We start from the raw sequence: 26,963 nt of genomic DNA on the forward strand, positions 1-26,963 counted from the left end.
TCTTGACACTTATCTGAAAAGTCTGTATTTTCTTATTAAGGAATTATTCTTTATATATTCCTTTAAAATTCATTAAGAGAGCAGTTTACTTCTCTCATTCTATTTAATATTAGAACTGGAGGCATAAACATGGTTATTTCTCAAAAATTATCAAGCGTTGAACAGTTAATTGAAGCAGACAAGAAGCATTATTTACACCCAACGACAGTTCCAAAAACATTTATTGAAAACGGTCCTAAGATTATTTTCGCTGAGGGCCAAGGAATCCGTGTAAAGGATATTAAAGGCCAATCATATATTGATGGCGCTTCTATGCTTTGGAATGTTAACTTAGGGCATGGAAATAAAGAAATTGCCCAGGCGGCTTACGATCAAATGTCTACTATTGCCTACAGTTCTTCTTTCTACGGTTATTCTAATGAAAAGGCAGTACGCCTCGCGGAAAAAGTAGTATCCCTTGCACCGGGGGATTTAGAAGCTATCTTCTTTACTTCGGGCGGATCTGAATCGAATGATACAGCATTTAAATTGGCGCGTTTTTATTGGAATTTAAAAGGCCGTCCAGCCAAGAAAAAGATCATTTCCATTAGCCGCAGTTATCATGGTGCTACAGTTTCAGCCGGCACTGCTACACGCATTGACGGTTTCCATAGTTTTTCAGGTTCAAAAGACCCTGATATGGTAAGAGCGAAATCACATTTAACGAATTGTGAGCTAGGCGATACGAGCGATCCAAATTATGAAGGGTGTATCCGCGATGTGATTGCGAAAGAAGGAGCTGACACCATTGCTGCTCTTATTCTTGAGCCAATTCAAGGTGCAGGTGGTGTTCATGTCTCTCCTGATGGTTATTTAAAAGCAGTGAAATCACTTTGTGAAGAAAATGAAATTTTAATGATTTCTGATGAGGTGATTTGCGGATTTGGCCGAACAGGAAAAATGTTTGGTGTGGATAACTGGGATGTTGTTCCTGATATTATGAGCGTAGCGAAGGGGATTACCAGTGGCTATGCCCAGTTAGGCGGAGTATTAGTGAACAAGGAGATTAGAGACACGATCGTCCAATACGACCAGATTTTGGGACATGGCTTTACGTACAGCGGACACCCGACAGCTTGTGCCGTAGGATTAAAAACAATCGAAATTCTTGAACGCGACAACATTCTTGAAAACGTAAACAATATGGAAAAAGAGCTGAAAAAAGGCTTTGAATATTTAACAGATAAACATCGTTATTTTACAAAAACAAGAGCGGTTGGGCTGCTTGCCGGGTTTGAGCTTCAGCAAGACCGTGATGCAGATATCCCGTTTGCAGAAACAGTCAGACCGGCGTCCTATGTTGTCGAGCAGTGCTTCCAGCGCAACTTAATTTTAAGAGCGGCAGACTTTGAAAAAGGCAAAGATATTGTTGCTATTGCGCCACCGCTTATCATTAACAAAGAAGAAGTTTCAGAGATGATTAATATTATTGATGCAGCAGTAACTCAGTTTGAAAAGACAATTAAGTAATACATGATGACAGCATGACAGAGAATATACCAGCTTAGCAGCTCTCTGTCATGCTTATTTTTTAACTAAGGAGGAAAGGTTAAAAATGACCAATCAGATGTTGGAAATAAGCAGCAGAGTAAGCGAATTTTTAAAGGGAACAAAAAAGCTATTTATCAATGGGGAATTTGTGGAATCTGCGTCTTCACGCACATTTGAAACAGTTAATCCGGCTACAGGTGAAGTACTGGCAACAGTGTATGAGGCGGGCGAAAAAGACATTGATTTTGCTGTGAAAGCAGCCAAAAAGGCGTTTGAAGAAGGTCCTTGGTCAAGAATGAGTGCAGCTGAAAAAGCTAAGCTGCTTTTTAAACTAGCTGATCTTATTGAAGAAAACAAAGAGGAGTTTGCACAGCTGGATACGCTGGACAATGGAAAGCCAATTAGTGAATGCAGGACAGTTGATATACCAGGTACATTCGAAATGTTCCGATATTTTGCAGGATGGACAACAAAAAACATGGGACAGACTATTCCTGTTTCCGGAAACTTCTTAAATTATACACGACATGAACCTGTTGGTGTAGTCGGGCAGATTATTCCATGGAACTTCCCTGTTAATATGCTCTCGTGGAAAATTGCTCCAGCGTTAGCAGCAGGATGTACAGTTGTATTGAAGCCTGCCGAACAAACACCACTTTCCGCTTTGTATTTTGCCGAGCTTGTTCACAAAGCAGGATTTCCAGCTGGTGTAGTGAATATCGTCCCTGGATTTGGCCAGATAGCCGGACAAGCGCTTGCAGAACATCCAGATGTAAACAAGCTTGCGTTTACTGGTTCTACTGCTGTTGGCAAGCATTTGATGAAAAAGGCTGCGGACACGATGAAGCGCTTGACGCTTGAATTAGGTGGAAAGTCCCCTAATATTATTCTTCCAGATGCCGATCTCTCAAAAGCGATTCCAGGTGTATTTACCGGAATTATGTTTAATCAGGGAGAAGTGTGCAGTGCCGGTTCAAGAGTATATGTTCATAAAAGCCAATATGAAGAAGTTATTTCTGGCATGGTTGCTTTGGCGAAAGAGGTTAAGCTTGGAAACGGACTTGATGAAGAAACAACGATGGGACCTCTTGTATCTAAAAAGCAACAAGACCGGGTGTTTGAGTATATAAATATTGGAATCAAAGAAGGAGCGAAATTAGCTGCAGGCGGTGGGAAGAGGGAAGAAGGTTTCTTCATTGAACCGACAATCTTTACAGATGTAGAGGAGCATATGACGATTGCCAAAGAAGAAATTTTTGGACCGGTCGTTGTTGTTATGTCTTACGATTCGGTAGAAGAAGTGATTGAACGGGCAAACAGTTCAGCCTATGGGCTAGGTGCCGGTGTTTGGACAGAAAACTTAAAAACAGCCCACAATATAGCGAATCAATTGAAATCAGGAAGTGTTTGGATTAACTGCTATGATGCGATCGACCCAGCCTCTCCATTTGGCGGGTATAAGGAATCGGGATTCGGAAGAGAGATGGGTTCTTATGCACTGGAAAATTACACAGAAGTAAAAAGTGTATGGGTAAGTCTAGATTAATAAAAAGATAAATTGGATAAGAGAATTTTATGGAAAGAGTATGAAATGGAAAAAGCTGTTCCGAAGAACTGTTCGATAGATGTTCTTTAAACAGCTTTTTATCCCGTTTAATTATTATGGAAACGTTTTCCAAACGGAGCGTTTTCTGAAGAAACGGTTGCCAGGAGCACAATGAAAATAAATGGAGAGTGAGAACAATGAATCAAGAAAGTAATAAGAACACGACAAAGGACCCTTCTGTCTGGATCGCATTAGTACCGATTATATTTATGGCTTGTGCTCTGGCAATAGGGATCGGAGTTTTTGGCACTGATCCGCATGTTCCTCTTCTATTAAGTACGGTGGTTGCAGTAATTGTTGCTTTAAGGCTAGGACATAAATGGAATTCAATTGAAGAGCACTTAACAAAAACAATTAGTGTATCAATCAAGGCCTTGCTTATACTGGTGATTATCGGAGCGTTTATTGGTTCATGGGTAGCTTCTGGTATTGTTCCTTCAATGGTTTATTATGGTTTAGGGATTCTGTCTCCAACGTATTTTTTGGTTACTGCCTGCCTGATTTCAGTGCTTGTCAGTATAGCAGGAAATGCCTGGTTTGCCGCTGGCACCATTGGTGTAGCCCTGATGGGAATTGGTCATGGCTTAGGGATTCCTTTACCGATGGTTGCCGGAGCAGTTGTCTCGGGTGTATATTTTGGCGATAAAATGAGTCCGTTGTCAGATGTAACAAATTTCACTTCAGCAGTTGTAAATGTAGACCTCTTTGAACATATTCGGAATTTAATGAACACTACAGTTCCTACTCTTATTATCTCGCTTTTAATTTATACATTCCTTGGATTTAGATTTCGTGGAGAAAGTACCGATTTAACACAAGTTGTCAAAATCAGAGAAATTCTTTCTGATCAGTTTGTTATTTCACCGTTTTTATTGCTTCCGCTTTTAGTTATTGTATTAATTTTTGTATTAAAAATACCAGCTATTCCTGGTCTAACTGTCGGCGTTCTTGTTGGTACATTCTGTGCTCTTTTTGTCCAGCACATTTCACTGGGAGATATAATCACCGTCATGAATTCCGGTTATACTGCCGATACAGGATATGATATAACCGATGAATTATTAAACCAAGGCGGCATTCAGGCAATGATGTATACGGTTTCTCTTATTCTGATTGCTTTATCATTTGGTGGCGTACTTGAGAAAGCAAAGATATTGGAAGCGATTCTCGGCCCGCTGCTTAGTAAAGTCAAGCGAACGGGCAGCCTAATAGCGGCCACTGCAGGTACATGTATTACCTCCAATATTGTCGGCTGCGATCAATTCATGTCTGTTATTATTCCGGGACGCATGTATTTAAATGAATATAAACAGCGAGGGCTGCATCCCAAGCTGCTTGGACGTACGTTAGAAGATTGCGGAACAGTAACAGCCTGTCTTATGCCTTGGACCACTTGCGGGATTTTTATGTTCTCTGTGCTTGGCGTTTCTGCAGTTGAATATGCCCCTTATGCATTTTTTTGCTATATCAGTACTTTCGTAGCAATTATTTTTGGTTATTTCAATATAAAGATTAACCGCCTGCCATTAGAAGAACAAACGAAAGAAATAGATGTTAACGTAAAAAAAGCAATTGATATCTAAATGTCGGACAGATTTTCAGCTTAAGTGAAACATAATTGATTCAATGAAAACTTCCCATAGAGTAACGCAGATATTTGAGTAACGTATTAAAAGTCTTGTTTAACAATGGGAGGATTACTAAACAACTAAAAGAAAGATAGGCTTGGCGGCGGCTGTTGCTGGTCGGGGAGTTATATTAGCCATAGGTGTAGTATTATTTCTCAATCTTTGTATTGCCTTTTCCTTAGATCGTTGAATACTTTTAAAAGTTAAGAATTCTGATTGTTTGAAATATTTTATAACATTGTTGACCGCTGAATGAATTGATAGTATATTTTAAATAAGGTTCATTTAAGGAAAAATTCCTTAATAACTAAATCAGGAGGGATAGGCAGTTATGTCATTACAAGGAGAGGTAAAAAGCCCAGCGATTAAAAGATTTAGAAAGTTCAAAACAGACCAATATTATCCTTCCACTTTAGGGAAGCCGGAGCATCATATTAAAAATGAGTTTAGTATGGCTGTACGGGCGGGAAATCGTATTTTCCTAAGAGGACAAACTGGCTTTGATTTAGAGGGAAACTTCCATGGAATTGGAGACGTGGCGAAGCAAGCAGACCAGGCATGTAAGTGCGTCAGACAACTGATTGAAGAAGCGGGCGGCACGGTTAATGATATTTGCAAGATTACTGTATATTTACTCAAGCGAGAAGACCGCAGTAAAGTCTATCCAGTAATAGCTGAACACTTCAAAAATGTTTATCCTTGCAGCACTGGTTTGATTGTCAGCGGTTTTGCGATGCCCGAAATGTTAATGGAAATTGATGTTGAGGCTGTGATTAGCGAAGAGAGCAATGAAGGCTAATAGGATAACGTAATCCTGATCAAAAGGAATAGCAAAACCGCAATACTCTAAAATATAGAGATTTGCGGTTTCTTTCATTTATTTGAAAAACAATAAGAAGTGAGATGATTTTCGATAGAGGGTGGTATCTCAATAAATCAAATAAGGAATTATATGATGAATTTAACGCCAAAAGTAAATGTAGGGCAGGTTCATGGTATGTAAAATCGGTAAAGGAATTTTAGTCCTCTGCTAAACAACTGTTTGTATCGATTGATGAGGCGACAAAACACCGGTTGTCTTTGCACTTAGATGGAACGGATTACAAATACCAGTTTGTATGATTACCTGATGTAATCGCAAGGTTTGAAGAGGAATACGGAAGTTCCCTATTGTTGCGAAAACAAAGAAAAAAGACTACATCAGCAATCGGTGATAATTATCCGATGACAGCATATTTTCATTGGCTCGGCGGATAACAGGCAAAAGAGAGACTAGAAAGCCCAAAAGAATGGCAGCAGCATTTGCGGCGTTTATGCAAATAAAAAGATTTACATATTCAATTGAAAAGAAAGTGAGGAACAGAACGAACATGAAAATAAATATAAGACGCTTATTAAGCGATATCGAAAAATACGCCGAATACGGAAAAAACGACAAAGGAGGTATCACGAGACCGAGTTTTTCAAAGGCTGATTATGAAGTGAGAGAAAGATTTATTAAAGAACTGAAGGATATGGGACTAATTGTCACCATTGATGGAGCCGCTAACATTTGGGGAAGAAAAAAGGAACAGGAAAAAAACAAGGCACGATTGTGATTGGCTCACATTTAGATTCTGTTCCAAACGGCGGAAAATATGATGGTCCATTAGGAGTCCTTACAGCGAAAGAGATTATTAAGACTTTGATAGAAAATAATATAACTTTAAATCATGACTTAGAAATTGTCTCATTCACTGCTGAAGAGTCAAACGACTTTAATTTATCCACATTCGGAAGTCGATCGTTTGCCGGGAAATTAACGGCCGATATGTTGGAGAACATGAGTGATTCAAATGGAGTCCTTATTAAAACAGAATTAGAGAAGGTTGGCGGAGGGTTGGATAAATTCCCTGAAATGAAGCAAATAGCAAAAGAGAAAAAGGTATTTATAGAGCTCCATATTGAGCAGGGCAAGAGATTGGAAAGCCGAGATCTTTCTGTAGCTGTGATTAATAAATTTGTTGGCATGTATCGCAGTTCCGTCCGAGTAAGCGGACAAGCAAATCATTCGGGTACAACAATGATGGAACATCGCAATGATGCCCTAACTGCTGCTGCTGAAATGATTCTTGAAGTGGAGCGGTTATGCCGGGAAGACCAAACAGATTTAGTCGGTACAGTTGGCAAGTTGATGGTTTTCCCGAATGCTACAAATATCATCCCAGGGCAGGTTGAATTTAATTTTGAAGTTAGAGGAGAAGACGGCAAAAAAGTTCGGGGAATTGTAGAAAGTATTCGGGAAAGTTGGCGGGGGATTGCCCAAAAACGGCAAGTCGAGGTTGACGAGAATACATTTCTAGATCAGAATCCGATTGATCTGGATCAAAGTATCGTCAAAATCTTACAGCATACTGCTGAGGAAACAAATGAACCACATATCACCATGGCAAGTATGGCCGTTCATGATGCTGCCCATATGGCTGCTGTTGCAAAGTCAGCAATGATTTTTGTAAAGAGCATAGACGGAAAAAGCCATTGTCCCGAGGAAAATAGCCTGGCTGAAGATATTGAAAAGGCAGGAAACTTAATGTTACAAGGTATTATAAACATAGATCGAGAGCTATCACAAAACAATATAAAAGAGGGAATATTTAGCGAAGCCGCTAACAGATAATAGCATTTTGTTTTATAACGGGGCAGGCTCTTGCAAGTGGCCAGCTCCTTCTTTTTATATTTTTTAAATGATATAGATAGATAAGAATATGCTATAGTTGGATGTGGAGCGAAATTTTCATAAAGCCCAAAAATATTTTTCTAGGAACATTGACTTATACATAATCCGGTTGTATTCTTAATTAAGAATATTTTAGGAATAATTCCTTAAAATGGTAGTGAGTCGACTGTTCTAAAAAAGAAGGTTGTTTATGATGTAAAGAATGTATATTTTATTTCAGACATTTTTTTAGAATCAATGATGAGAACTACTCTAGGTACAGCATGTCAGGAGAAATGTTTCTGAAAGGAATGGAATGATAATGATAAAAGATAAAGTAAGAATTGAAAAAGATTTTTTAGGTGAAAAAGAGATTGCAGCAGATGCATACTATGGCATTCAAACAATGCGCGCTTCCGAAAACTTTCCTATTACTGGTTATCACATTCATGGATCTTTGATTAAAGCATTAGGAATAGTGAAAAAAGCCGCTGCCTTGGCAAACATGGAAACGGGCCGTTTACATAGAGAGCTTGGTGAGGCCATTACACAGGCAGCGGAAGAAGTAATAGAAGGAAAATGGAATAACCAGTTTATTGTAGATCCGATTCAAGGCGGGGCCGGTACTTCGATCAATATGAACGCCAATGAAGTGATTGCCAATCGTGCCCTGGAATTGTTAGGGTACGAAAAAGGCCACTATAGCTATTTAAGTCCTAATAACCATGTAAATATGTCGCAGTCAACAAATGATGCTTTTCCTACTGCTATTCACATTGCTGTATTGGCATCACTAGAAAGTTTGCTTGTGACAATGAGCAAGATGCATAAAGTATTTGAGGAAAAAGCGGCGGAGTTTGACCATGTGATAAAGATGGGCCGTACCCATCTCCAAGATGCTGTTCCTATTCGCCTGGGCCAGGAATTTAAAGCTTATAGCAGTGTCGTAGAACGTGATATGGAAAGAATTCAGCGATCACGCACGCACTTGTATGAAGTCAATATCGGGGCCACAGCTGTAGGAACAGGGTTGAATGCCGATCCTGACTACATAAAAAACGCGACTAACTATCTTGCGGAATTGAGCGGATTTCCTTTAATGAGTGCGAGACACCTTGTTGATGCCACTCAAAATACGGATGCGTATACGGAAGTGTCTGCCGCATTAAAAATTTGTATGATTAATATGTCTAAGATTGCCAATGATCTTCGGTTGATGGCTTCGGGTCCGCGCGCAGGGCTTGCTGAGATTAGCCTGCCGGCACGTCAGCCTGGCTCATCGATTATGCCTGGAAAGGTCAATCCGGTCATGGCAGAAGTGATCAATCAAATCGCTTTTCAAGTGATAGGTAATGATCACACGATTTGTTTAGCTTCTGAAGCAGGACAGTTTGAGTTGAACGTTATGGAACCTGTGTTAGTTTTTAATTTACTTCAATCTATCAATATCATGGAGAATGGATTCCGTACCTTTACAGACCGTTGTCTTTCTGGCATTGAGGCCAATGTGGCTCGCTTGGAAGAATACGTAGAAAAAAGTGTGGGAATCATTACAGCGGTCAATCCTCATATTGGATATGAAACAGCTGCACAAATTGCCAAAGAAGCGATCGCGAGCGGAAAATCGGTTCGTGAATTGTGCTTGCAGCAGGGAATTTTAACAGAAGAAGAGATTGAGCTTATTTTAAATCCTTTTGAGATGACTGAGCCAGGCATTGCTGGGGCTGCTTTTTTACGTGATAACGCTGTCGCTAATAAATAACAATTAATATAAAAGAGCTTCCGAAAAAACATGGGAATGGTCCATTTTCGGAGGCTCTTTTCTTTACTGAAATAACAAGCGTCTGATGAAATTCTCTTCCCTGCATATATTCCTCGACGTACGTGCAAATTAAGGAAACCTGAACCGTCATAAATTGGAGGAATAATAATGAACCTTGCAGATTTTTTAATTATTTTAGGATCCGTGCTGCTGGCCGTTATTTTCATTATATTTATTTCTTTTCTAGTGTATATGATGTTATTTGATCGGAATCAGAAAAGCCACTCCATTTTAAGGAATTACCCACTTCTTGGAAGAATTCGTTATTTTTTTGAGAAGATTGGACCGGAAATGAGACAATATTGGTTCAATAGTGATACGGAAGGCCGGCCTTTCTCTAGAGAGGATTACGAACATATTGTTAAAAGTGCAAAATACAGCCGTGATGTTGTCGGATTTGGATCAAAACGTGACTTTGAGGAAGAGGGATTTTTCATACGAAATGATATGTTTCCGAAGCTGACAGAGGAACTGAAAGTAGACAGAAAAGAAAAAGTGTTAACAAAAAAATATATTTTATTAAAAGATCCTCTTTTTATGCAGAGAGAGGAAAAGCGGGAGGATGAAGAGGCACTCGCTTATTTGCTGGATGATGAGGAGGCTGTGGTGATTGGCCCAACTACTAAGCATCCGTTTATTTTAAAAGGACAGATTGGCATGTCAGCCATGAGTTATGGATCATTGGGAGACAAGGCTATTACCGCTTTATCCGAAGGGTTAGCTTTAGGAAAAGGATCTTGGATGAACACGGGAGAAGGCGGATTATCCCCTTATCACTTAAAAGGCGGAGTCGATATTATTATGCAGATCGGTCCTGGTTTATTTGGCATACGCGATAAACAAGGAGCAGTCGACTGGGAAGAATTAAAGAAAAAGAGTGAAATTCCGCAAATTAAAGCGTTTGAGATCAAATTGGCACAAGGGGCAAAGGCGCGAGGCGGACATATTGATGCCGAAAAAGTAACACCCGAAATTGCCGCTATACGTAAAGTTGAACCTTATAAATCAATTGATAGTCCAAACCGTTTTCGGGAATTTAGCGATGTGCCCTCCATATGTGAATTCATTGAGAAAATTCGCCACCATACTGGGAAACCAGTGGGAATGAAGATTGTCGTCGGCAGCAATAACAGTGTAGAAGAATTGGCTAAATATATGAAGGAAACCGGAAAAGGACCTGATTTTATTACAGTGGACGGAGGAGAAGGGGGCACAGGAGCTTCGTACCAGGAACTGATTGACAGTGTAGGGTTGCCGATTAAATCCGCTTTGCCTATTCTTGTAGCTACTCTTCAGAAATATGGGGTGCGTGACCGGGTAAAGATTATCGCTTCCGGCAAGCTGTTTACCCCTGACCGGATTGCAATTGCTCTTGCGATGGGGGCTGATCTCGTTAATATTGCGCGTGGATTCATGATTACAGTAGGATGCATTCAAACATTGAAGTGTCAATCGAATATTTGTCCGGTTGGAGTGGCCACCACTGATCCAGATCTACAAAAAGCACTTGTCATTGATGAGAAAAAATACCGGACAGCCAACTATTTGATCACCCTTCGGGAAGGATTATTCCGTCTTGCAGCAGCTGCCGGCTTAGAGTCGCCTGTACATTTTAAACCTCAACATGTTGCATACAAAGACGATAAGGGGGTTGTTACGCCACTTGCCGACATCCTCCGGGAGGTGGAGCAGCAAATAGGGGGGGATCAGAAACTAGACAATCATCGGGAAGAGCCGTTGCGAAAGTCGCCTCCTCTAGGCACAGAGCTTGTCTAAAGTGGGTGTCACACAGTGAGTTTTAGATAACTAATTGCTTTTGCTACATTTCTTAAACATTCCTTTCTTCTCCACCGATAATAAAGGTGTAAAAGGCAAACCTGGCGAAAGGCAGGGACGCAAAGCTACGGACCTAAGCAGCAGAGACTGTATGGCCGCCGGGCTGCCATTCTCCTCAGCATTGAAGAGCAATGGCTTTCAACAAAAGGGGGAGAACGGTGTGTACAGCGTAAAGAATGTGTGTTTGTTGATAGTGATGGCATTCATGGCAGGAAGTGCAGTATTTCTGATGACAAGTGACAGAGCGGCAGCAAATGAAGTGACGGAGCCGCGGTCAACTTGGCTATGGGATACACAGGAAATTGTTACAAGCAAAGATAAACTGCTTGCGTTTATGCAGGATCGTCAAGTGGGACGAGTATATTTGCAGATTGATCAGAGCATTTCAACAGAGCATTATAAAGAATTTATTAAACAGGCAGCAGCAAAAGGAATTCAAGTGCATGCGCTGGACGGTGCTCCTTCCTGGGTTTCCAGCAAGGGGCTTGCCCAGCAGCGAAGTTTTTTCTCCTGGGTAACCAATTACCAGGTGAAAGCATTGCCGGAAGAAAAGTTTAAGGGAATTCATTTAGATGTGGAACCGTATTTATATGAGGGATGGAACAGTCAATATAAAAAAACAGTTTTAGCTTATCAAACACTTTTGATAGAGGCCCATCAATCCGCCCAGCGCTTAGGTCTGCCTCTTGCAGTAGATATTCCATTTTGGTTTGATGAAAAAAATTACAGCAACACTTTAGGAAAAGGAAAGCTATCAGAGTGGGTCATTGCAAATACGGATGCCATTACCATTATGGCTTATCGGGATACTGCTGGCAGCCCGAACGGAATAATGGAGCTCGTTCGAAATGAGATGAATAACGCTGCAGCAAAGAATAAAAAAGTTTCTGTTGGAGTGGAAACAGTTCCTTCCACGGAAGCTGACTTTGTTTCTTTTTCTGAAGAAGGCGAGACATATATGTGGGAGCAATTAGCGATCGTTAAGTCTTATTACGGCAATCTTTCAAGTTTTGAAGGTTTCTCTATTCATTCCTTGCAAAGCTGGATGGCATGGCAGTCATGAAAATATCAAGCGCAACTTTTCTAGTTGCGTTTTTTTAGTTGTTTTAGATGTCTTTTACTGAATTTGTGTCATGTTTTAAACATTCCTAAAAAATTTTTTTTTATAGACGAGACTAGCTCTATATTTAGATGATAAATGTCCGATATAACTTAATAAAAACTTTACAAAAAAGGGGCTAGACAATGAAGATTCTACATGATTTGAAGATATCACAGAAATTATTAACCCTGATTATTCTCTTTGCTGTTATTACAAGCATTGTCGGTGTAGTGGGATATAAAAATATGAAAGAGATGGCTCATGGTTCAGAGATAATGTATAAGGAGCACTTGCAGCCGCTTGATTGGCTTGGGAGGATAAATGCCAATAACCGTGCAATCGATGCTTTCACCTTGGAAATTATGGTCACTAAGGACCCGGCCAAATACGAAGAGTTGATGAATAGCATTAATCGAGCAATAAAGGAAAATAATGCATGGATGGAGCAATACAAAAAAACAGAATTATCCTCCAAAGAGAAAGAAGGATTAGCAGTTTTTCAGAAAAGATTGCTTGAGTTTCGAGAGCTGAGGCAAAAAGTGCTTGATTTGGCTGCTCAAAATAAGAACGATCAGGCATATGCTCTTTATAATCGAGAAGCTTCTCAGAAACGCCAGCAAATCAATCAGGCAATTAATGACCTTCAAGATTACAATGAGCAATTAGCGAAGAGAATTAAAGAGAAAAACAACGAGAAATTGGGAACAGCTAGGCTGATCTTAATTACAGTTAGTTTGTTGGGAATCGTTATTTCGATTTTCATTGGGCTCATGATTACGAAAATTATCGTCAATCCGATCAAACAAATCCAATCTTTAATGTCCAGGGCGGAAGACGGAGACTTTACGGTTGAAGGAAACTATCGCTCTAAAGATGAAATCGGCCAGCTGGTGTCCTCTTTTAACAACATGATTAATGGCTTAAAGCAAATTATTAAAACAGTGAGCGAAACATCTGAGTTGGTTGCGGCTTCTTCTGAAGAATTAAGCGCAAGCGCCGAACAAAGCAGCCGCGCTGGCGAGAGCGTATCTACTAATATTGAAGAATTGGCTAAAGGATCAAGCCGCCAATTAAGAAGTGTGGAAGAGAGCACAAAAATTATTAATGAGATGGCAGGTTATGCAGAGAAAATCACTGTTCATGCTGAGCAAGTGTCACAAAAAGTTTCCCAAACGTCTGATATGTCCTCTGAGGGAAAGCAGTCGATTGAAAAAGTTATGCAACAGATGAATTCCATCAATGAAAATGTTACAGGATTAGGAGTTTCGATTAAAGAACTTAGCGAAAGCTCAAGTGAGATTGGGAGAATTAATGAGGTGATTACAGCGATTGCTGCTCAAACCAATCTTCTTGCCTTAAATGCTGCCATCGAGGCAGCAAGAGCAGGAGAAGCAGGCAAAGGGTTTGCTGTAGTTGCTGATGAAGTACGGAAGCTTGCTGAACAATCAGCAGCCTCAGCCGAGCAAATTACAAACTTGATTCAAATCATTCAAAGTAACACAGGACAAACCTTACAATCTATGACCTCTGCGGCAACAGAAGTAGAAGCAGGCCTTAATGTAGTGCAGGAAGCCGGAGAATCATTTGAGAAAATCGAAATTTCCATTCATGAAGTCGTCTCCCAAATTAAAGATGTTGCTAGCGCGATTAACCAACTATCTTCAGGTACTGTTCAAGTTGCCGATTCAATGAATGTCGTTAGAAATGTAGCTGAAGAGTCAGCGGCAAGCAATGAAAGCGTCTCAACAGCAACAAAAGAACAATTAGTTTCGATGGATGAGATTTCCACAGCTTCTGCGACTCTAGCAAAGATATCCGAAGAACTGCAGCAGTTGATTATGAGGTTTAAAGTGTAAAGGATGGAGACAGAGGAAGGCTTCTCGTTTTTTGCAGGTTTGAACAATCTGTTTCATCCGTTAATTGAAAGAACCCCCGAAAGAAGACATTTTCTTTCGGGGGTTTTTGATAGGAGCCTGACAGTTACAGTCACGAGTAAATTAGATCTTAATTGTTTTTCTGAACATCAAATGTATGAGCGCAGAAAACAATTGAAGAGGTGACGCTTCGTAATTACAAGGAAAATTTCGTGATTGTCAAGGTGAAATAGTGAGATTGAAGGCTTGACCGTCTTTCTACAGGAGGACGGTTTAGCCGATTGTCATTATTCATATAGAAGGAAAATATCCCTATGATAAACTTTTATGCATGATAAAGGATAAAAGGCTTGTTCTGTTTGTTACACCGAGCATCTTATAAATATTTTGCAGATGCTTTTTTATCGTATGTAAGCTGACAAATAAATGGTCAGCCATTTCTTGATTCGTGAGACCCGTTTGTAAAAGTTTGCAAACTTTTTCTTCACTAGGTGTTAAATGTACATCCTCCATCGGAATATTCCTAAAGGGGTGTTTCAGAATGTAGTAAAGCTTCATCGAGATAAAGTGTGAAAGGAGATCGATGCTTTTGGCCGCTTCATCCTTAAAGCCCGCGTTTTCTTGTTCTCCTACAAAAGAGATTCCGCCGATTAGCTTGTTTTGGTTCATCAAATAAACGCCCATTTCATGATAAATGTTACCGGGCTTCATGAAGTCATTATAAAAAAGACTATTTTCATATTCTTGTTTAGATACCATATCTTCTATTCTTAGCACTCTTGTATTGGATAGCAGGGAAGATACACGTATAGGCAATAGAAGGTCCTTGTCGGAATAGTCACTCATATATTGGCGAAGGGATTGTTCGGGTGTATTTCTAGTGACAGGACTGTAAATCTCTCCTTCCTCCCTGCATAGCCAGAAAATTGAGCGTTCGAGCCCAAAATATTTATCGAATAAAAATAGTACCTGTTCCTGGAATTCTGAGAATGTCTCCAGATCATCCAACTGAAGCAGCATATCTTTACAAGTGCTGAACAGTATTTCTCCCATGTTCTCACCTCGTTAAATTCTGTACATTCCTACTAAATCCGTTGTTGATATAACAGAAGGAATATTACACTTTCGAATAATATTCATACTATTCTATCTATTTTATGATAAAAAAAGAAGGGAGAGGATAGAATGAGTTATTTAAATATGGCAATCATTCAAGTAGCATCACCAAGTGCGAGCTCTGATCCAGGAGAGAAAAAGAGAGAAAATCTAGAAAGAATGATGTGGCACATCGATCAAGTTTGTTTTATAAACCCGACTATTGATCTGATCGCTTTTCCAGAACTGTATTTGAGTGGAGTAGAACCTATAAAATGGAGAAAAATGGCAGAGCCAATACCAAATGGCCCGATTGTACAAAAGCTGATAGAAAAAGCGAAACAGATAAACAAATGGCTCGTTCCAGGTTCCTTCTTTGAGCTGGGTGAAGATGAAAAAGTGTACAATACAATGATATTAATTTCTCCTCAGGGAGAGATTGTTCTCAAGTATAGAATGGTATTCATTCCTTACCCGTTAGAGCCGTCTTCTCCGGGCAACGAATTTCCTGTATTTGAAATCCCTCACATTGGAAAGATCGGCTTTTTGATTTGTGCGGACGGTCATTATCCGGAATCGGCGCGTAACCTTGCTTTAAAGGGAGCAGAAGTGATTATTAAGCCTACTCTTCAAGGAGAGTGGATTGGCGGGTTGCGAAATCATACACCGGTGGCGATTACCCGGGCAATTGAAAACCAGTGTTTTGTTGTCAGCATTAATCAGCCGTCACCGGTTGGGATGGGGAATTCAGTAGCAATTGATCCAGAAGGAAGAATCATTGAAGAGTTAGGCATTGCGGAGTCTTTTACTTTCGTTCACTTAAACTTAGAGGAAGTGAGACGTGTGAGAGAAAATGGTTCCTGCGGGATGTTTGGTTTTCTAAAAATGTTAAAGGAATTTAAAGAAGAGGGATGTAATGTGGACGAATGTTATAGAAACGGCATTGAGAATGCAGATGTATATAAAAATCTTTCCTTTCCTCATGCAAAGACGCCGGACCAGATTACTCGCTATAAAGGCCCAAAAGAATTAAAGACTTCGTCTCACTAATTAATCAGTTTGGACACAGGCAGCTGTTTAAATGATAATCTGTCAGCTGTTTGTTAAAGTGAGCTGTTGAAACAGGCATGGCAATGATAATAGTTGTTCTGCCATGTCTGTCAGCGGCCGTTTACCTCTCTTCTTCTTCTCCATTCACCTCGCAGAGTATTTTCAAAATTCCTCCGAACTGTATCTGTCTCTTTGAAACGGAAGGTTTATAATGAATAGATCAAGGTCTTCTTCCTGAAAAATATCGATTGAATAGGGTATAAGAATAGAAAAGTGAAATCTTTCAAAAGGTGGGGAAATACAATGGAACTTATTGAAAAAGCTATCAACTTTGCTGCAATCGCTCATAGGGAGCAAGTGCGTAAAGCGGCTGCTATTCCTTACATTGCTCATCCATTTGCCGTGGGGATGATGCTGCAAAAAGCAGGCTGCTCTGAGGGAGTCATTGCAGCAGGAATCCTTCATGATACTCTGGAGGACACAGAGACCACGTATGATCAGCTAGTCACAGAGTTTGGTAGACGGGTAGCGGATATTGTGAGAGCAGCTTCAGAGCAGGATAAATCCTTATCTTGGGAAGAGAGAAAACAGGCAACGATTGCTGCTTTGCCGTTTATGTCGAAAGAGGCACTTCAAGTTATTGTCTGTGACAAGATTCATAATGTCCGCAGCATTCACAAGGTAATGGAAGAAGAAGGAGCGAAAGCATGGGAGCATTTTAATCAAGGAAAAAGCAATCAACACTGGTACTATTCAAATATTGTAAAACAGCTTAAGCCACGAAGAGGGGAGTTTAAGCTGATTCGTGATTTGGAAAAAGATGTGAACCGGCTATTCATTGGTAGAGAAAAACTTACAAATGAAACCATTGATTTGTTATTTGATGTACCTTATCAAGTGATAGAGGAGGAAATTCCACTTTTAGAAAAGGCTGAACTTTTGGAATTTGTTAAAGAAGTACATGCAGAAGTAGATTTTTATTATCGAAACGGTCGAATGGACTTTGCTCTTCCGCTAATGGAAGCTTTTCAAAAGCGAGGGACCGAATTTCAAAGTAATTCGGATGGGCCGCTCCTTTTAATGCTATACACAGCCGTTTTGCAAAAGCGGCTCGCCTGGTCTGATGATGAAGTTTATCGGTATTTTAAACGCAATGAAAAAAAGCTATAAATGATGCTGGCGATCAAATTTAGGCACTTTATATATGAAAGGCGCTGTTCAAATTGAGCAGCGCTATTTTTGTTTGGAAAATGGTTCAGTTTCTTTTTCAATTTCTATCTAGAACAAAAGGTATATCGTAATAATGAAGGAAAGCCTCCAATAAAACATTTACAAAGAAGCGATAATGGCAAAACAACGGTACGCAAATGAAAAGCGTACCGTTGTTTTATTTAACGGGCAATATTAATTTTTTTAATATAGTCCGAATGAATATAGGAAAATTCATTTTCCAAACTATCGGATAGAACTTTATACCAGGTTGATCCATCTGTTCCTTTAACCGTGTCAACAATGACGACTGAATAGCCGGCTGAAGGGTAAGTGAACTGCTTGGCAAAGCTTGTTCCAGCTCCGCTTCTCACATTTACCAACTGTGTGGTCAATCCGATTGAATATGGAGCAGGATTGTTAACAAAATCCTTGCCGCCCATTGCCTTATCCAGTGTATACATATGACCGGCTGCTTTGTAGCCCCAGTTTGTATCAGAAGCGTATCTTACGTTGATTCCGCTATTTTTATTGCCAAGGTGAGCGCCATTTTGATAAAGTAACCGGCCATCTTGTGGGATAGGGATATATTTTTTGTTCAAGAAATTATTGGCAAAACTATTGATGCTGTCTTGAGGCGTTTTAAACGCATCGCCGTTCTCCGGATTATTATCCGTTACGTTCAGGCCAAACAGGTTATTTTTTTGCAACGCATTGCCGCTCATGCCGAATTGGCTTTCATTAATAGAGATACCAAGCATTAGCAGGGCGTTAATCTTGTATTTTTGCTCGGCTGCTTTAAAATAAGAGCCCATTCCTTTTAGTTTGCTAAGCTTTGTGGCGTCCTTATATGTAGAGCCTGGCAGTTGTTCTCTTCTTGCTAACTCCTGATCAATATACCGATCTAAGTCAGCTGCAGTATAATTTGTTTTAGCACGGGCAGATAGCATGTTGAAATATTGATAAGCTGCTCCTGCTTCCCCTTGCTTCGTTCTAAAATGAACACCATCCCAGCTGTAATATTCCACCCCAGAATTCATGAATGAAGGGGCAGGGCCTACGCTGTATGTAACAAACTTATCTGTATTAAAGTTATATAAATGATGAACCAATTGGCCGTTGTTCTCTTTTGAATAATAAGCTCGACGCTTAATCATTGGTTGAGGCAAAAGGTAGGCATCGCTGTGCTTGACAAAACCTGTTTTTCCAGCAATTTTGATTTCTATTTTTTCTGCATCCGATGTGACGTATTCCAATTCAGTTGGAGGAGTACCATAAGCTCCGGCGTCCACATTGAAATAAAAGTTTTTTAATGAAGAATCATAGATTAATGTGGCCGCATGTTCAACGGTCGGTTTAGCAACGACGATGCCGGCATTCATTTTAACGATTTGGTTGCCGGACATAATAACTTGTGCCGGATCATTTGCCATAGCCGCTGCGGCTTTTTCGTATGTATCAAAGCTTTTAGCGCCGGTATTCAGGCTGCCGTTTGCGTCCACTGTTCCCACTCTAAATGGCCCATCCGGCTCGGGCTCTTCTTCTTTTTCAGCAACCTTAAGCATTCGATAAATAAAAGCCGCCGCTTGTTCGCGTGTTGTGTGGCTTTTCGGTTCAAACCTAAGGGTTCCGAGATTGTTATTGTTTTTGTCAACATTTGGAATGCCAGCGGTAATATTAAGTCCTACCATGTGAGCAATAGCTAACCGGAACATAGAGGAGGTGATTTCATTGGCGTCAGTAAAATCAAGCGATCCTCTTATTTTCGATACTTTAAGAAAATCAAGCGAATTGTCGATCATGACGGACATTTGTTCCCGGTTGATAAAGTCATCAGGACCGAATTTCCCGTTTGAATAACCAGAAATGATCCCTGCTTGGGCTGCTGCATTGATGCTTGGTGCCAGTGTTAATGTAGGGGGAACATCAGAAAATGTTGTCGTTCCGCCACTTAAATGAAGAGCTCGCGCTAAGAAAGCAGCGAATTGTCCTCTTGTTACTTTTTCCTTTGGGGCATAGCGTCCTTCTCCGTAGCCAGAGACAATTCCTTTCTCAACCATCGCTCTCATTTCTTTTTCTAATGCACCGCTGATGTCATCTGCGGCAGAGGGAGAGGGTATAATCGGGAGAACCAACAAAAGAGTGAGGAAAAACGTAGTTAGTTTTCTCATAATAGACTCCTTTCTTTCAAAAAACTTCCTATGATTTTTGTAATCTTCCATAATATGATAGTTTTTCATCTACCGATTAATCGTAACAGAAAATAAAGAACAAGATAAGGGGTCCATTCTACTATAGAAGGAAAAAGATTTAAGAAAATACAGCAATCTTTTTTTCTGTTACGGTAAAAAATAAAAGATGTTACTCATTTTTTATTTCCATGTAATTTCATAGAAAAGAAGATGAAAAGTTCAATTGCTACAATGAAAGGTAGCAATAAATAAGATACATACTATGACGGATAAAGGAGTCCACACATGGAGGAACATGTAAAGAAGTCTTTAGAAGAATGGAAATGCGAGATTGGCGAATTGTTAAAAGATATAGATAAGGAATATGAGGAAATCAAGCGGGAACTACAGGTGTATTCTTATAAATTCAGCATCACTAAACAAGTGATTCAGTCAACAATTAACGAAGACATTATTCGCAATATCCGTGAGCTTTATCATACCCCTTTTGAAAAGAGGTTTAATCAGCTAAAGGAAGAAATCAAGGATTTGGAAGAAAAGAAAAAAGTGTTTCAAATGTTCATCGATAAGATTGACAAAGTAAAGGGAAAAGAGAGTGTGCAGGAAACTGCTCACTCATAGGCTGAGGAGACGTACCGGAGTTTTTCATTCTTTCTACCATTCATCACTCGTTAATGAATGTCAATGAAAGAGCCTATGTATTTTGGGGGCTTATAAGCTAAGTGAGCGTCGATGATAAAAGAGCTTGCTACGAAGAAATATGAAGTAAGCAATAACTATAATTGGTTTTTTCGTCAAATATGAACAAGAAATGGTTAATTTATACATTGATGTTTACATTTATTTTTAGAACGATTATCATAACCATGAGAAGGCTCTGTGACTTAAGATTTGTCAGGAATAAGCTGTATTTACAAACGAGGATGGAAAGCTTGTCCAGAGATAAGGACGCAAAGCTAAGGGCCTGTGGCTATTTTTTAGCTATGGCCTCCTGGTTACAGAAAGAGGATTGGGCAAAAATCAGGGATGCTCTTTATGAGAGTACCCTGATACAAAAAGGCCTGCCAATCTTTGGCAGGCCTTTTTGTATGACTTTCACTAAATTGTAGGGGGAAGATGCGGAATATTAAGAGGGAATTTAATTTTAAATAGATAAGTTAACAAAAACTCTCTAAGAATAGAAGCGTTCATGCAACTATTTATCGAAGCATCAAAAAAATATGTTTTTTTAAAAGGCGCCCTCTTTGTTAAGCTGCTCTGTTAAAGTTAATTATAGAAAGCTTGCTTAAAACTTATGTTACTAATAAAAATTCAACGTAAAACAAGAGTTGTCTAATGTGCTTGATGGTCTACATTTAAAGGAAATTGAAAGCAGCGTTCATTCTTTTTGATAGATGCTATACATGTTAAAAAAGATGGCACGTTTTCTTACGAAAGGAAGGTCCGTATGACGGATTTATATAATTGGATTTTTTGTGAAGAAGCAGATTTATCTAAAAGAGCTCTAATTACACAAACAGGGACGTACACGTTAGGAGACCTAAAGAAAAGTGTCAAAGAATATCATTCAATTTTGAAAGATATGGGTGATATCAAAGGGAAAAAAGTAGCGATCATTGTACCAGGGGTGGCTACTTTTTTAAGTATCTTACTAACGGTGAACAGGTTAGGCGGAACAGTTGTCCCGATAAGCCCACTCTTAAGAAAAGAAGATTTAACTCAAATCCTAACCTTTATTGATCCGCATATCGTCTTTACAGTCAAGGAACACAACGGTTTCTATTTAGAAAAAACTGTGCGGGCATGGGCAGACTCTGTGGGTGAGGAGGTTGCGATCATTGAATCAGCCGATGGTCATGAATGGAAAACGGAGATCATTGCTGGGAAACCAAAACGAAGGGAAGCGGACCACTCGCCTTACATCATCGGGTGTACATCCGGCAGCACGGGAACACCAAAGGGAATAATAGTTGATAGAGCCTTTTTTGAGTTTGCCGAAAGGGCACTAACTAAGGGGGCTAGCCTCTCAAAAGAAGACAAGGTTTTCCTGGTGGTTCCAACATCGGTGTTGTATGGGCTTTGCTGGCTGCTGGCGGGGCTTCATTCTCAAATCACGATTGTTGCTACTGAATCATTTAGTTTTCCGGCAATTTTAAAACTAATGAAGTGGAATCCTGCGAATAAACTAGTGACCAGTCCTTCGTTATTCAAAGCTTTATGTATGTTTGACAAAGTTAGTGATATATCTGTGCTTAAATCGCTAACGGAAGTAAGCTTGGCTGGGGAAATGATTACGGCCGAATTTTTTGAAGGACTTGACCCCCTACATCATTGTAAAATCACTAGTATGTATGGTCTCTCGGAATTAGGAGCCCTTATGTACACAGAGTCTGATATTCGGGAGGGAGTGGAATGGTCGTTAACACCTGGAGTGGCGTATAATTTGGAGAATCTATCCAAAGAAGGCGTAGGTGAATTACATTTTAAAACACCTTGTAAATTTCTTGGCTATTATAAATGCCCGGAGCTAACAGAAGAACTGTATAAAGAAGGCTGGTTTAGTACAGGAGATTTGGCGAAAATCACGAGTGAGCAAAAAATTAAAGTCGTTGGTCGAAAAAAAGATATGATCAAGAAAGGCGGACAACAGGTTATCCCGGGTGAAATTGAACAAATGCTAACGAAGCATGAAGCAGTAGAAAAAGCAGCGGTTTTAGGAATGCCTCATGCCATCTTTGGCGAACAAGTCATTGCTTTTATTATTAAAAAGAAAGAAATTCCATTAAGCGAGATTTACAATTATTGTAGAGACCGTTTGGCCAGTTTCAAGGTTCCGGATAAGATTTTTATTTTGGAAGATATTCCTTTAGTTCAAGGAAAAGTGGATAAAGTGACCTTAAAGAAAGAGGCGCAAAAATTAATTGCGAATATTGAAGAAAAGAGTTAATTCTTTTACATGGTGAGACGGTTTATCTTAATAAAAGCATTCCTTTTAAAAAGCTCATACATAGCTGAAGAGGAAGGAAATCAGAATGAAGTACAGGTCTCTGAAAAATCATCTAACATTTGATTGCAAGACAACCATTTCGCTATTTCTAATAACTGAAAATATGCTAAACTAAAAAAAGTTCCACTATTCATGACACTTTTACCAAATGTAGAATCCGCATTCCCTCTCACTTTTCGGCATAGTCTGGGGAAACATTGCCACTCATTTGCGAGTGAACGATAGATAGACAAACTGATAGGAACAGATGCCCGATTGCTTTTTTGATAAAGCAGTATAAGTGATTATTGTTGAAAGAGGAGGAGAAACAATGCGTTATTTAAATTACATTAATGGACAGTGGAAAGAACCAATTACAGGGGAATACAAAGAAAATACAAGTCCTCATAATGGAGAAATTCTAGGGGAATTTCCTTCTAGCTCAAAAGAGGATGTTCAAGAAGCAGTAGCAGCAGCGAAGGAAGCGTTTTTGTCATGGAAAAAATGCTCTTCCCAAACACGGGCATCCTATCTGCGTAAGGCAGCAGCGATCTTAAGTGAAAATATAGAAGAAGTAGGGCGGGACTTGGCGCTTGAAGAAGGTAAAACACTTGCAGAATCAATTGGAGAGACACAGCGTGCCATTAGTATTCTAGAGTATTACGCAGCAGAAGGTCTTCAGCCAATCGGTGACGTGATTCCATCTGCCAATGCAGACACACTTTTATATACGAACCGTGTCCCACTTGGCCCAATTGCATTAATTACTCCTTGGAACTTTCCAATCGCTATTCCAGTTTGGAAACTCGCACCAGCCCTTATTTATGGAAACACAATAGTGATTAAGCCAGCAGATCTTACTCCGAAGTCTGTTTATCACGTCATGAAAGCCTTTGACGAAGCTGGGATGCCAGCGGGTGTTGTAAACTGTGTATTCGGAAGAGGGTCGGTAGTCGGCAATGAGCTTGTAGAAAACCCGGGAATCAAAGCTATTTCTTTCACCGGCTCTAATCAGGTTGGTTTGCAAATTCAAAATCAAGCAACAGCAAATGGGAAAAAGGTGCAGTTAGAAATGGGTGGAAAAAACCCATTGATCGTACTCGCAGATGCTGATGTAGAAAAAGCTGTGAGTATTGCTATAAATGGCGCTTTTAAATCTACCGGACAAAAATGTACGGCAACGAGTCGCGTGATTGTCGAAGAGGGAATCTATGAAGCATTTCGTGATCGTTTAGTTGAACGTACGAAAGAATTAAAAGTGGGAAATCCCCTTGAAGCAGATTCATTTATGGGACCGGCAGTATCAAAAAACCAAAGAGACGGCGTGCTAGCTATGATAGAAGCTGGCAAGAAAGAAGCGACTCTTCTGTGCGGAGGCGAGATGGCAGCGAATGAAGAGCTTGCCAGCGGTTTTTATGTGCAGCCAACCATTTTTGAAAATGTATCTCGGAATGCCCGAATTGCCAGGGAAGAAATTTTCGGACCTGTCATTGCCTTATTCAAAGTAAAGAGCTATGAACAGGCAATTGATATGGCTAATGATACAGAATATGGTTTAAGTGCAGCTATCTGTACAAATAATCTTACCTTTGCTCATCGCTTTGCGGATGACATTGAAGCAGGGATTATTCATGTAAATTCAGAAACAGCTGGTGCTGAGCCGCAAGTTCCGTTTGGCGGCTGTAAAGCATCCAGCACGGGTTCACGCGAACAAGGCAAAACGGCAATTGAGTTTTATACACAGGTTAAAACGGTTTACATGGATCGAATGTAATTTCTTCTTATTAAAAGAACAAGGAACAGCCCCTCTGACAGCTTCGTCAAAGGGGCTGTTATGTCGTAGAAAGTAGACCTCGCTTGTTTAAATCATATCGCTAGTAGCAGGTAAATAGGTAATTGATTTTCACTTTTTCTCCATGATCATAACAGAAGAAGTCACACTAGCAGTCAATTTCCCATTTTGTTTTAATTCTGCAGTCAGATAGGAAACCGTGCGACCGAACTTTTCTACCTTGACTTCGATGTCTACTTCGCCGGTAAAGGTAGGGCGGTGAAAAGTTGTTTGCAAGTTAATTGACGCAAACGTTTGGTTTTCATGCAATAACGGAGTAATGGCATAAGCCATCATAATATCAGCCGCCGCTGCTACGAAACCTCCCATGATGACACCATTCCCATTTAGCAGCCGGTCCTCAATCGACCAGGTTCCTTTTGAATACCCTTCCCCTGCTTCCACTACTTTTACACCAAGTGTTGTATCGCAGGCCGGTGGAGCACTTTCCCCGCGGATCACTTCATTTAAATTAATCGTCTTAATCATTCTTATCCATCCTCCTATGTAAATAAGCGCTTTCAAAACAATAAATAAACTATTCGTCAACGTATGCTAGATCTCCTGCATTAACATTAAATGAACGATCGTAAAAAGAGTGTTACATTGAATTTATACACTAGAAGGATAAATTAATGTGGCGGCACAGAGGATGAACAAACTCTTCAAAAACCAATACAGACGGGTGTATGAGCCATTTAAAGAGGGAAAGATACAAGTAAATTATTTAGTTGGTAGAAGGGATGAGAAAGAGATGCCGTTTATTCGGAGTGTAGTGACTGAGAATCCGCCGTATCGTTTTGATCAAAAAGAAGTAGTAAAAGTTGTAAGGAGTTTGTTTGGAGAGCATTACACCGACATTGAGCGACTATTGCGGGTATTCGGTAACGGACAAATTGAAAGCCGATATTTTGCAGCTCCATTATCATGGTTTGAGAAAGAGAGAGGATTAGAGGAAAAAAATCAGAAATATATTGAAGAATCTGTCCGTCTCGGAAGCAGAGCTGTCACAAAGTGCTTGCAAGAAGCCAAGATCAATAAAGAGGACATTGATGCCTTTATTTTTGTCTCCAGCTCGGGAATGGCGACACCGACTATTGATGCCCGTATTATGAATGAACTAAAATTTCCTGCTCATATAAAGAGAATCCCACTTTGGGGACTCGGTTGTGCAGGTGGTGCAGCGGGGATCAGCCGGGCACATGATTATTGTCTTGCTTATCCGGACGCTAAAGTGCTCGTACTCTGCATCGAATTATGTAGCTTAACTTTTCAGCATGCTGATATGTCAAAAAGCAATTTGATCGGCACGTCCTTATTTGCCGATGGTGCAGCGTGTGCGCTAGTTACCGGTGAAGAGGCACAAGTTGAGGGAGCAGGATTCTATACTAAAGGTACACAGTCCACACTAATGCCTGATTCTGAAGACGTTATGGGCTGGGATGTAAAAGAAGGAGGGCTGCACGTCGTTTTCTCTAGGGATATTCCAAATATTATTGAAAACTGGTTAAAGCCCAATGCCGCTCTTTTTTTAGATAAGCTCGGCAAAGAATTAATTGAAATCGACCACTTTATTGCCCATCCAGGTGGAAAAAAAGTAATTGATGCCTACGAAAAGTCACTAGGATTTCCAAAAGAGAAAACGGCCCCATCAAGAAACGTGTTAGCCTCTCATGGGAACATGTCCTCTCCGACAGTGCTATACGTTTTAAAGGAAGTGATGAGTCAGCAGCCTGATTCTGGTGAACAGGGACTACTCACGGCGCTTGGACCGGGGTTTAGTTCAGAGATGGTCTGGATGGAATGGGGAGAGAAGCAATCATGAACTTTTTTTTTATCCTATTCATTTTTGTTGTTATCCAACGGCTGTTGGAAGTTATTTATGCTCGCTCCAATGAAAAGAGAATGAGAGCTCAGGGAGCTATAGAAATAGGAGCGGATCATTATAAATGGATTGTATGGCTCCACATCCTGTTCTTTGTTTCTTTGCTAGCAGAGGCCCTTTATTTGGGAACAGAGCTGGCATGGGGGTGGCAGTGGTATTTTACTGTTTTTTTAATTGCTCAAGTACTTCGTATCTGGTCTCTTGCGTCTCTTGGTCCATTTTGGAATACAAAAATTCTTGTTCTTCCAGGAGCATGGAGAGTAAAACGTGGTCCATACCGCTGGATTTCCCATCCAAACTATGTAGTAGTAGCTACTGAGATTGTCACACTTCCGCTCATCTTCGGAGCATGGAGAACAGCATTAATTTTTTCTGTTGCAAATGCACTGTTATTGCTTTTCGTACGAATCCCAGCAGAAGAAAAGGCACTGCAAAAATTGAAAAGAATTTAAAGCAGCCGATATTTTCTTTTATTATCCCCTTTCTATCATAAGAATAAGATGAACAATCGTTGAACAAGGAGAGGAAGGATGTGAAAAATAACAAATACCTGATAGAATAGAACATAAGATTTTGATTATTTTTACTACTACACCTATATAGATAGAGAGGATAGGGATGA

At 40.0% G+C, this 26,963-nt stretch carries 20 protein-coding genes and 2 riboswitches; of the genes, 17 read left to right on the forward strand and 3 right to left on the reverse strand.

All coding sequences use genetic code 11. The features are described from left to right. The first annotated feature begins 129 nt into the window (after positions 1-129). The 10 genes from CJ483_RS18865 (at position 130) to CJ483_RS18905 (ending at position 14,075) form a co-directional block, all read left to right on the forward strand. Complete coding sequence (locus CJ483_RS18865) at positions 130-1,509, forward strand: aminotransferase family protein (protein WP_041098758.1); 1,380 nt, start codon at positions 130-132, stop codon at positions 1,507-1,509. Between the two features lie 85 nt (positions 1,510-1,594). Continuing rightward, complete coding sequence (locus tag CJ483_RS18870) at positions 1,595-3,076, forward strand: aldehyde dehydrogenase family protein (protein WP_120036609.1); 1,482 nt, start codon at positions 1,595-1,597, stop codon at positions 3,074-3,076. A 197-nt stretch (positions 3,077-3,273) separates the two neighbouring features. Further along, positions 3,274-4,719 carry a Na+/H+ antiporter NhaC gene (gene nhaC, locus CJ483_RS18875; protein WP_041098754.1) on the forward strand — a complete coding sequence of 482 codons (1,446 nt, stop codon included), beginning with the start codon at positions 3,274-3,276 and terminating at the stop codon, positions 4,717-4,719. Between the two features lie 376 nt (positions 4,720-5,095). Continuing rightward, the gene (locus CJ483_RS18880) at positions 5,096-5,563 is read left to right on the forward strand and encodes a RidA family protein (protein ID WP_041098752.1); all 468 of its coding nucleotides are present in this window, start codon (positions 5,096-5,098) and stop codon (positions 5,561-5,563) included. A gap of 490 nt (positions 5,564-6,053) precedes the next feature. Further along, the gene (locus CJ483_RS25170; RefSeq protein ID WP_259455714.1) at positions 6,054-6,362 is read left to right on the forward strand and encodes a hypothetical protein; all 309 of its coding nucleotides are present in this window, start codon (positions 6,054-6,056) and stop codon (positions 6,360-6,362) included. Continuing rightward, a complete protein-coding gene (locus CJ483_RS18885) occupies positions 6,317-7,420 on the forward strand; it encodes a Zn-dependent hydrolase (protein WP_259455715.1) in 1,104 nt (367 codons plus the stop codon). Before CJ483_RS25170 ends, CJ483_RS18885 begins: the two co-directional genes overlap by 46 nt. Before the next feature lie 361 nt (positions 7,421-7,781). Next, entirely contained in the window at positions 7,782-9,221 is a 1,440-nt protein-coding gene (aspA, locus tag CJ483_RS18890; RefSeq protein ID WP_406908852.1) for an aspartate ammonia-lyase, read from the forward strand. Positions 9,222-9,389: 168 nt separating this feature from the next. Then, complete coding sequence (locus tag CJ483_RS18895; protein WP_120036610.1) at positions 9,390-11,057, forward strand: FMN-binding glutamate synthase family protein; 1,668 nt, start codon at positions 9,390-9,392, stop codon at positions 11,055-11,057. An 84-nt stretch (positions 11,058-11,141) separates the two neighbouring features. Continuing rightward, positions 11,142-11,228: riboswitch (cyclic di-GMP riboswitch) on the forward strand. 49 nt (positions 11,229-11,277) lie between these two features. Then, complete coding sequence (locus CJ483_RS18900) at positions 11,278-12,180, forward strand: amidase (RefSeq protein ID WP_120036611.1); 903 nt, start codon at positions 11,278-11,280, stop codon at positions 12,178-12,180. A gap of 182 nt (positions 12,181-12,362) precedes the next feature. Further along, positions 12,363-14,075 (forward strand): methyl-accepting chemotaxis protein, encoded by a 1,713-nt coding sequence (locus tag CJ483_RS18905; protein ID WP_120036612.1) that lies wholly within the window; start codon positions 12,363-12,365, stop codon positions 14,073-14,075. A 330-nt stretch (positions 14,076-14,405) separates the two neighbouring features. Here the strand turns inward: CJ483_RS18905 and CJ483_RS18910 are convergent, their stop codons facing one another. Then, the gene (locus CJ483_RS18910) at positions 14,406-15,146 is read right to left on the reverse strand and encodes a helix-turn-helix transcriptional regulator (RefSeq protein WP_120036613.1); all 741 of its coding nucleotides are present in this window, start codon (positions 15,144-15,146) and stop codon (positions 14,406-14,408) included. A gap of 132 nt (positions 15,147-15,278) precedes the next feature. Here CJ483_RS18910 and CJ483_RS18915 point away from each other — a divergent pair, with 132 nt between their 5' ends. Continuing rightward, positions 15,279-16,238, forward strand: coding sequence for a carbon-nitrogen hydrolase family protein (locus CJ483_RS18915; RefSeq protein WP_120036614.1), 960 nt, complete (start codon positions 15,279-15,281; stop codon positions 16,236-16,238). Between the two features lie 303 nt (positions 16,239-16,541). Further along, entirely contained in the window at positions 16,542-17,408 is an 867-nt protein-coding gene (locus CJ483_RS18920) for an HD domain-containing protein (protein WP_120036615.1), read from the forward strand. 221 nt (positions 17,409-17,629) lie between these two features. On the opposite strand, the gene CJ483_RS18925 is transcribed toward CJ483_RS18920, so the two are convergent. Beyond that, entirely contained in the window at positions 17,630-19,618 is a 1,989-nt protein-coding gene (locus CJ483_RS18925; protein ID WP_182917108.1) for an S-layer homology domain-containing protein, read from the reverse strand. A 306-nt stretch (positions 19,619-19,924) separates the two neighbouring features. Between CJ483_RS18925 and CJ483_RS18930 the strand changes: the two genes are divergently transcribed. The 3 genes from CJ483_RS18930 to CJ483_RS18940 all read left to right on the forward strand — a co-directional run bounded on the left by CJ483_RS18930 (position 19,925) and on the right by CJ483_RS18940 (position 24,399). After that, positions 19,925-20,260 (forward strand): hypothetical protein, encoded by a 336-nt coding sequence (locus CJ483_RS18930; protein ID WP_120036617.1) that lies wholly within the window; start codon positions 19,925-19,927, stop codon positions 20,258-20,260. 294 nt (positions 20,261-20,554) lie between these two features. Next, positions 20,555-20,642, forward strand: a riboswitch (cyclic di-GMP riboswitch). 444 nt (positions 20,643-21,086) lie between these two features. Continuing rightward, positions 21,087-22,586: a class I adenylate-forming enzyme family protein gene (locus tag CJ483_RS18935; RefSeq protein WP_120036618.1), complete on the forward strand. Its 1,500-nt coding sequence runs from the start codon at positions 21,087-21,089 to the stop codon at positions 22,584-22,586. Between the two features lie 370 nt (positions 22,587-22,956). After that, positions 22,957-24,399: an aldehyde dehydrogenase family protein gene (locus CJ483_RS18940; RefSeq protein WP_120036619.1), complete on the forward strand. Its 1,443-nt coding sequence runs from the start codon at positions 22,957-22,959 to the stop codon at positions 24,397-24,399. 129 nt (positions 24,400-24,528) lie between these two features. Here the strand turns inward: CJ483_RS18940 and CJ483_RS18945 are convergent, their stop codons facing one another. Then, on the reverse strand, positions 24,529-24,945 hold the full coding sequence (locus CJ483_RS18945) for a PaaI family thioesterase (RefSeq protein ID WP_120036620.1): 417 nt from the start codon (positions 24,943-24,945) through the stop codon (positions 24,529-24,531). A 265-nt stretch (positions 24,946-25,210) separates the two neighbouring features. Here CJ483_RS18945 and CJ483_RS18950 point away from each other — a divergent pair, with 265 nt between their 5' ends. Together CJ483_RS18950 and CJ483_RS18955 are read left to right on the forward strand one after the other, a co-directional pair. Then, positions 25,211-26,281 carry a type III polyketide synthase gene (locus tag CJ483_RS18950; RefSeq protein WP_120038155.1) on the forward strand — a complete coding sequence of 357 codons (1,071 nt, stop codon included), beginning with the start codon at positions 25,211-25,213 and terminating at the stop codon, positions 26,279-26,281. Continuing rightward, positions 26,278-26,793 (forward strand): isoprenylcysteine carboxyl methyltransferase family protein, encoded by a 516-nt coding sequence (locus tag CJ483_RS18955; protein WP_120036621.1) that lies wholly within the window; start codon positions 26,278-26,280, stop codon positions 26,791-26,793. The genes CJ483_RS18950 and CJ483_RS18955 overlap by 4 nt, the downstream gene beginning before the upstream one ends. Positions 26,794-26,963 lie beyond the last annotated feature (170 nt).

The organism is Bacillus sp. PK3_68, from assembly GCF_003600835.1.
Taxonomy (GTDB): domain Bacteria; phylum Bacillota; class Bacilli; order Bacillales; family Domibacillaceae; genus Pseudobacillus.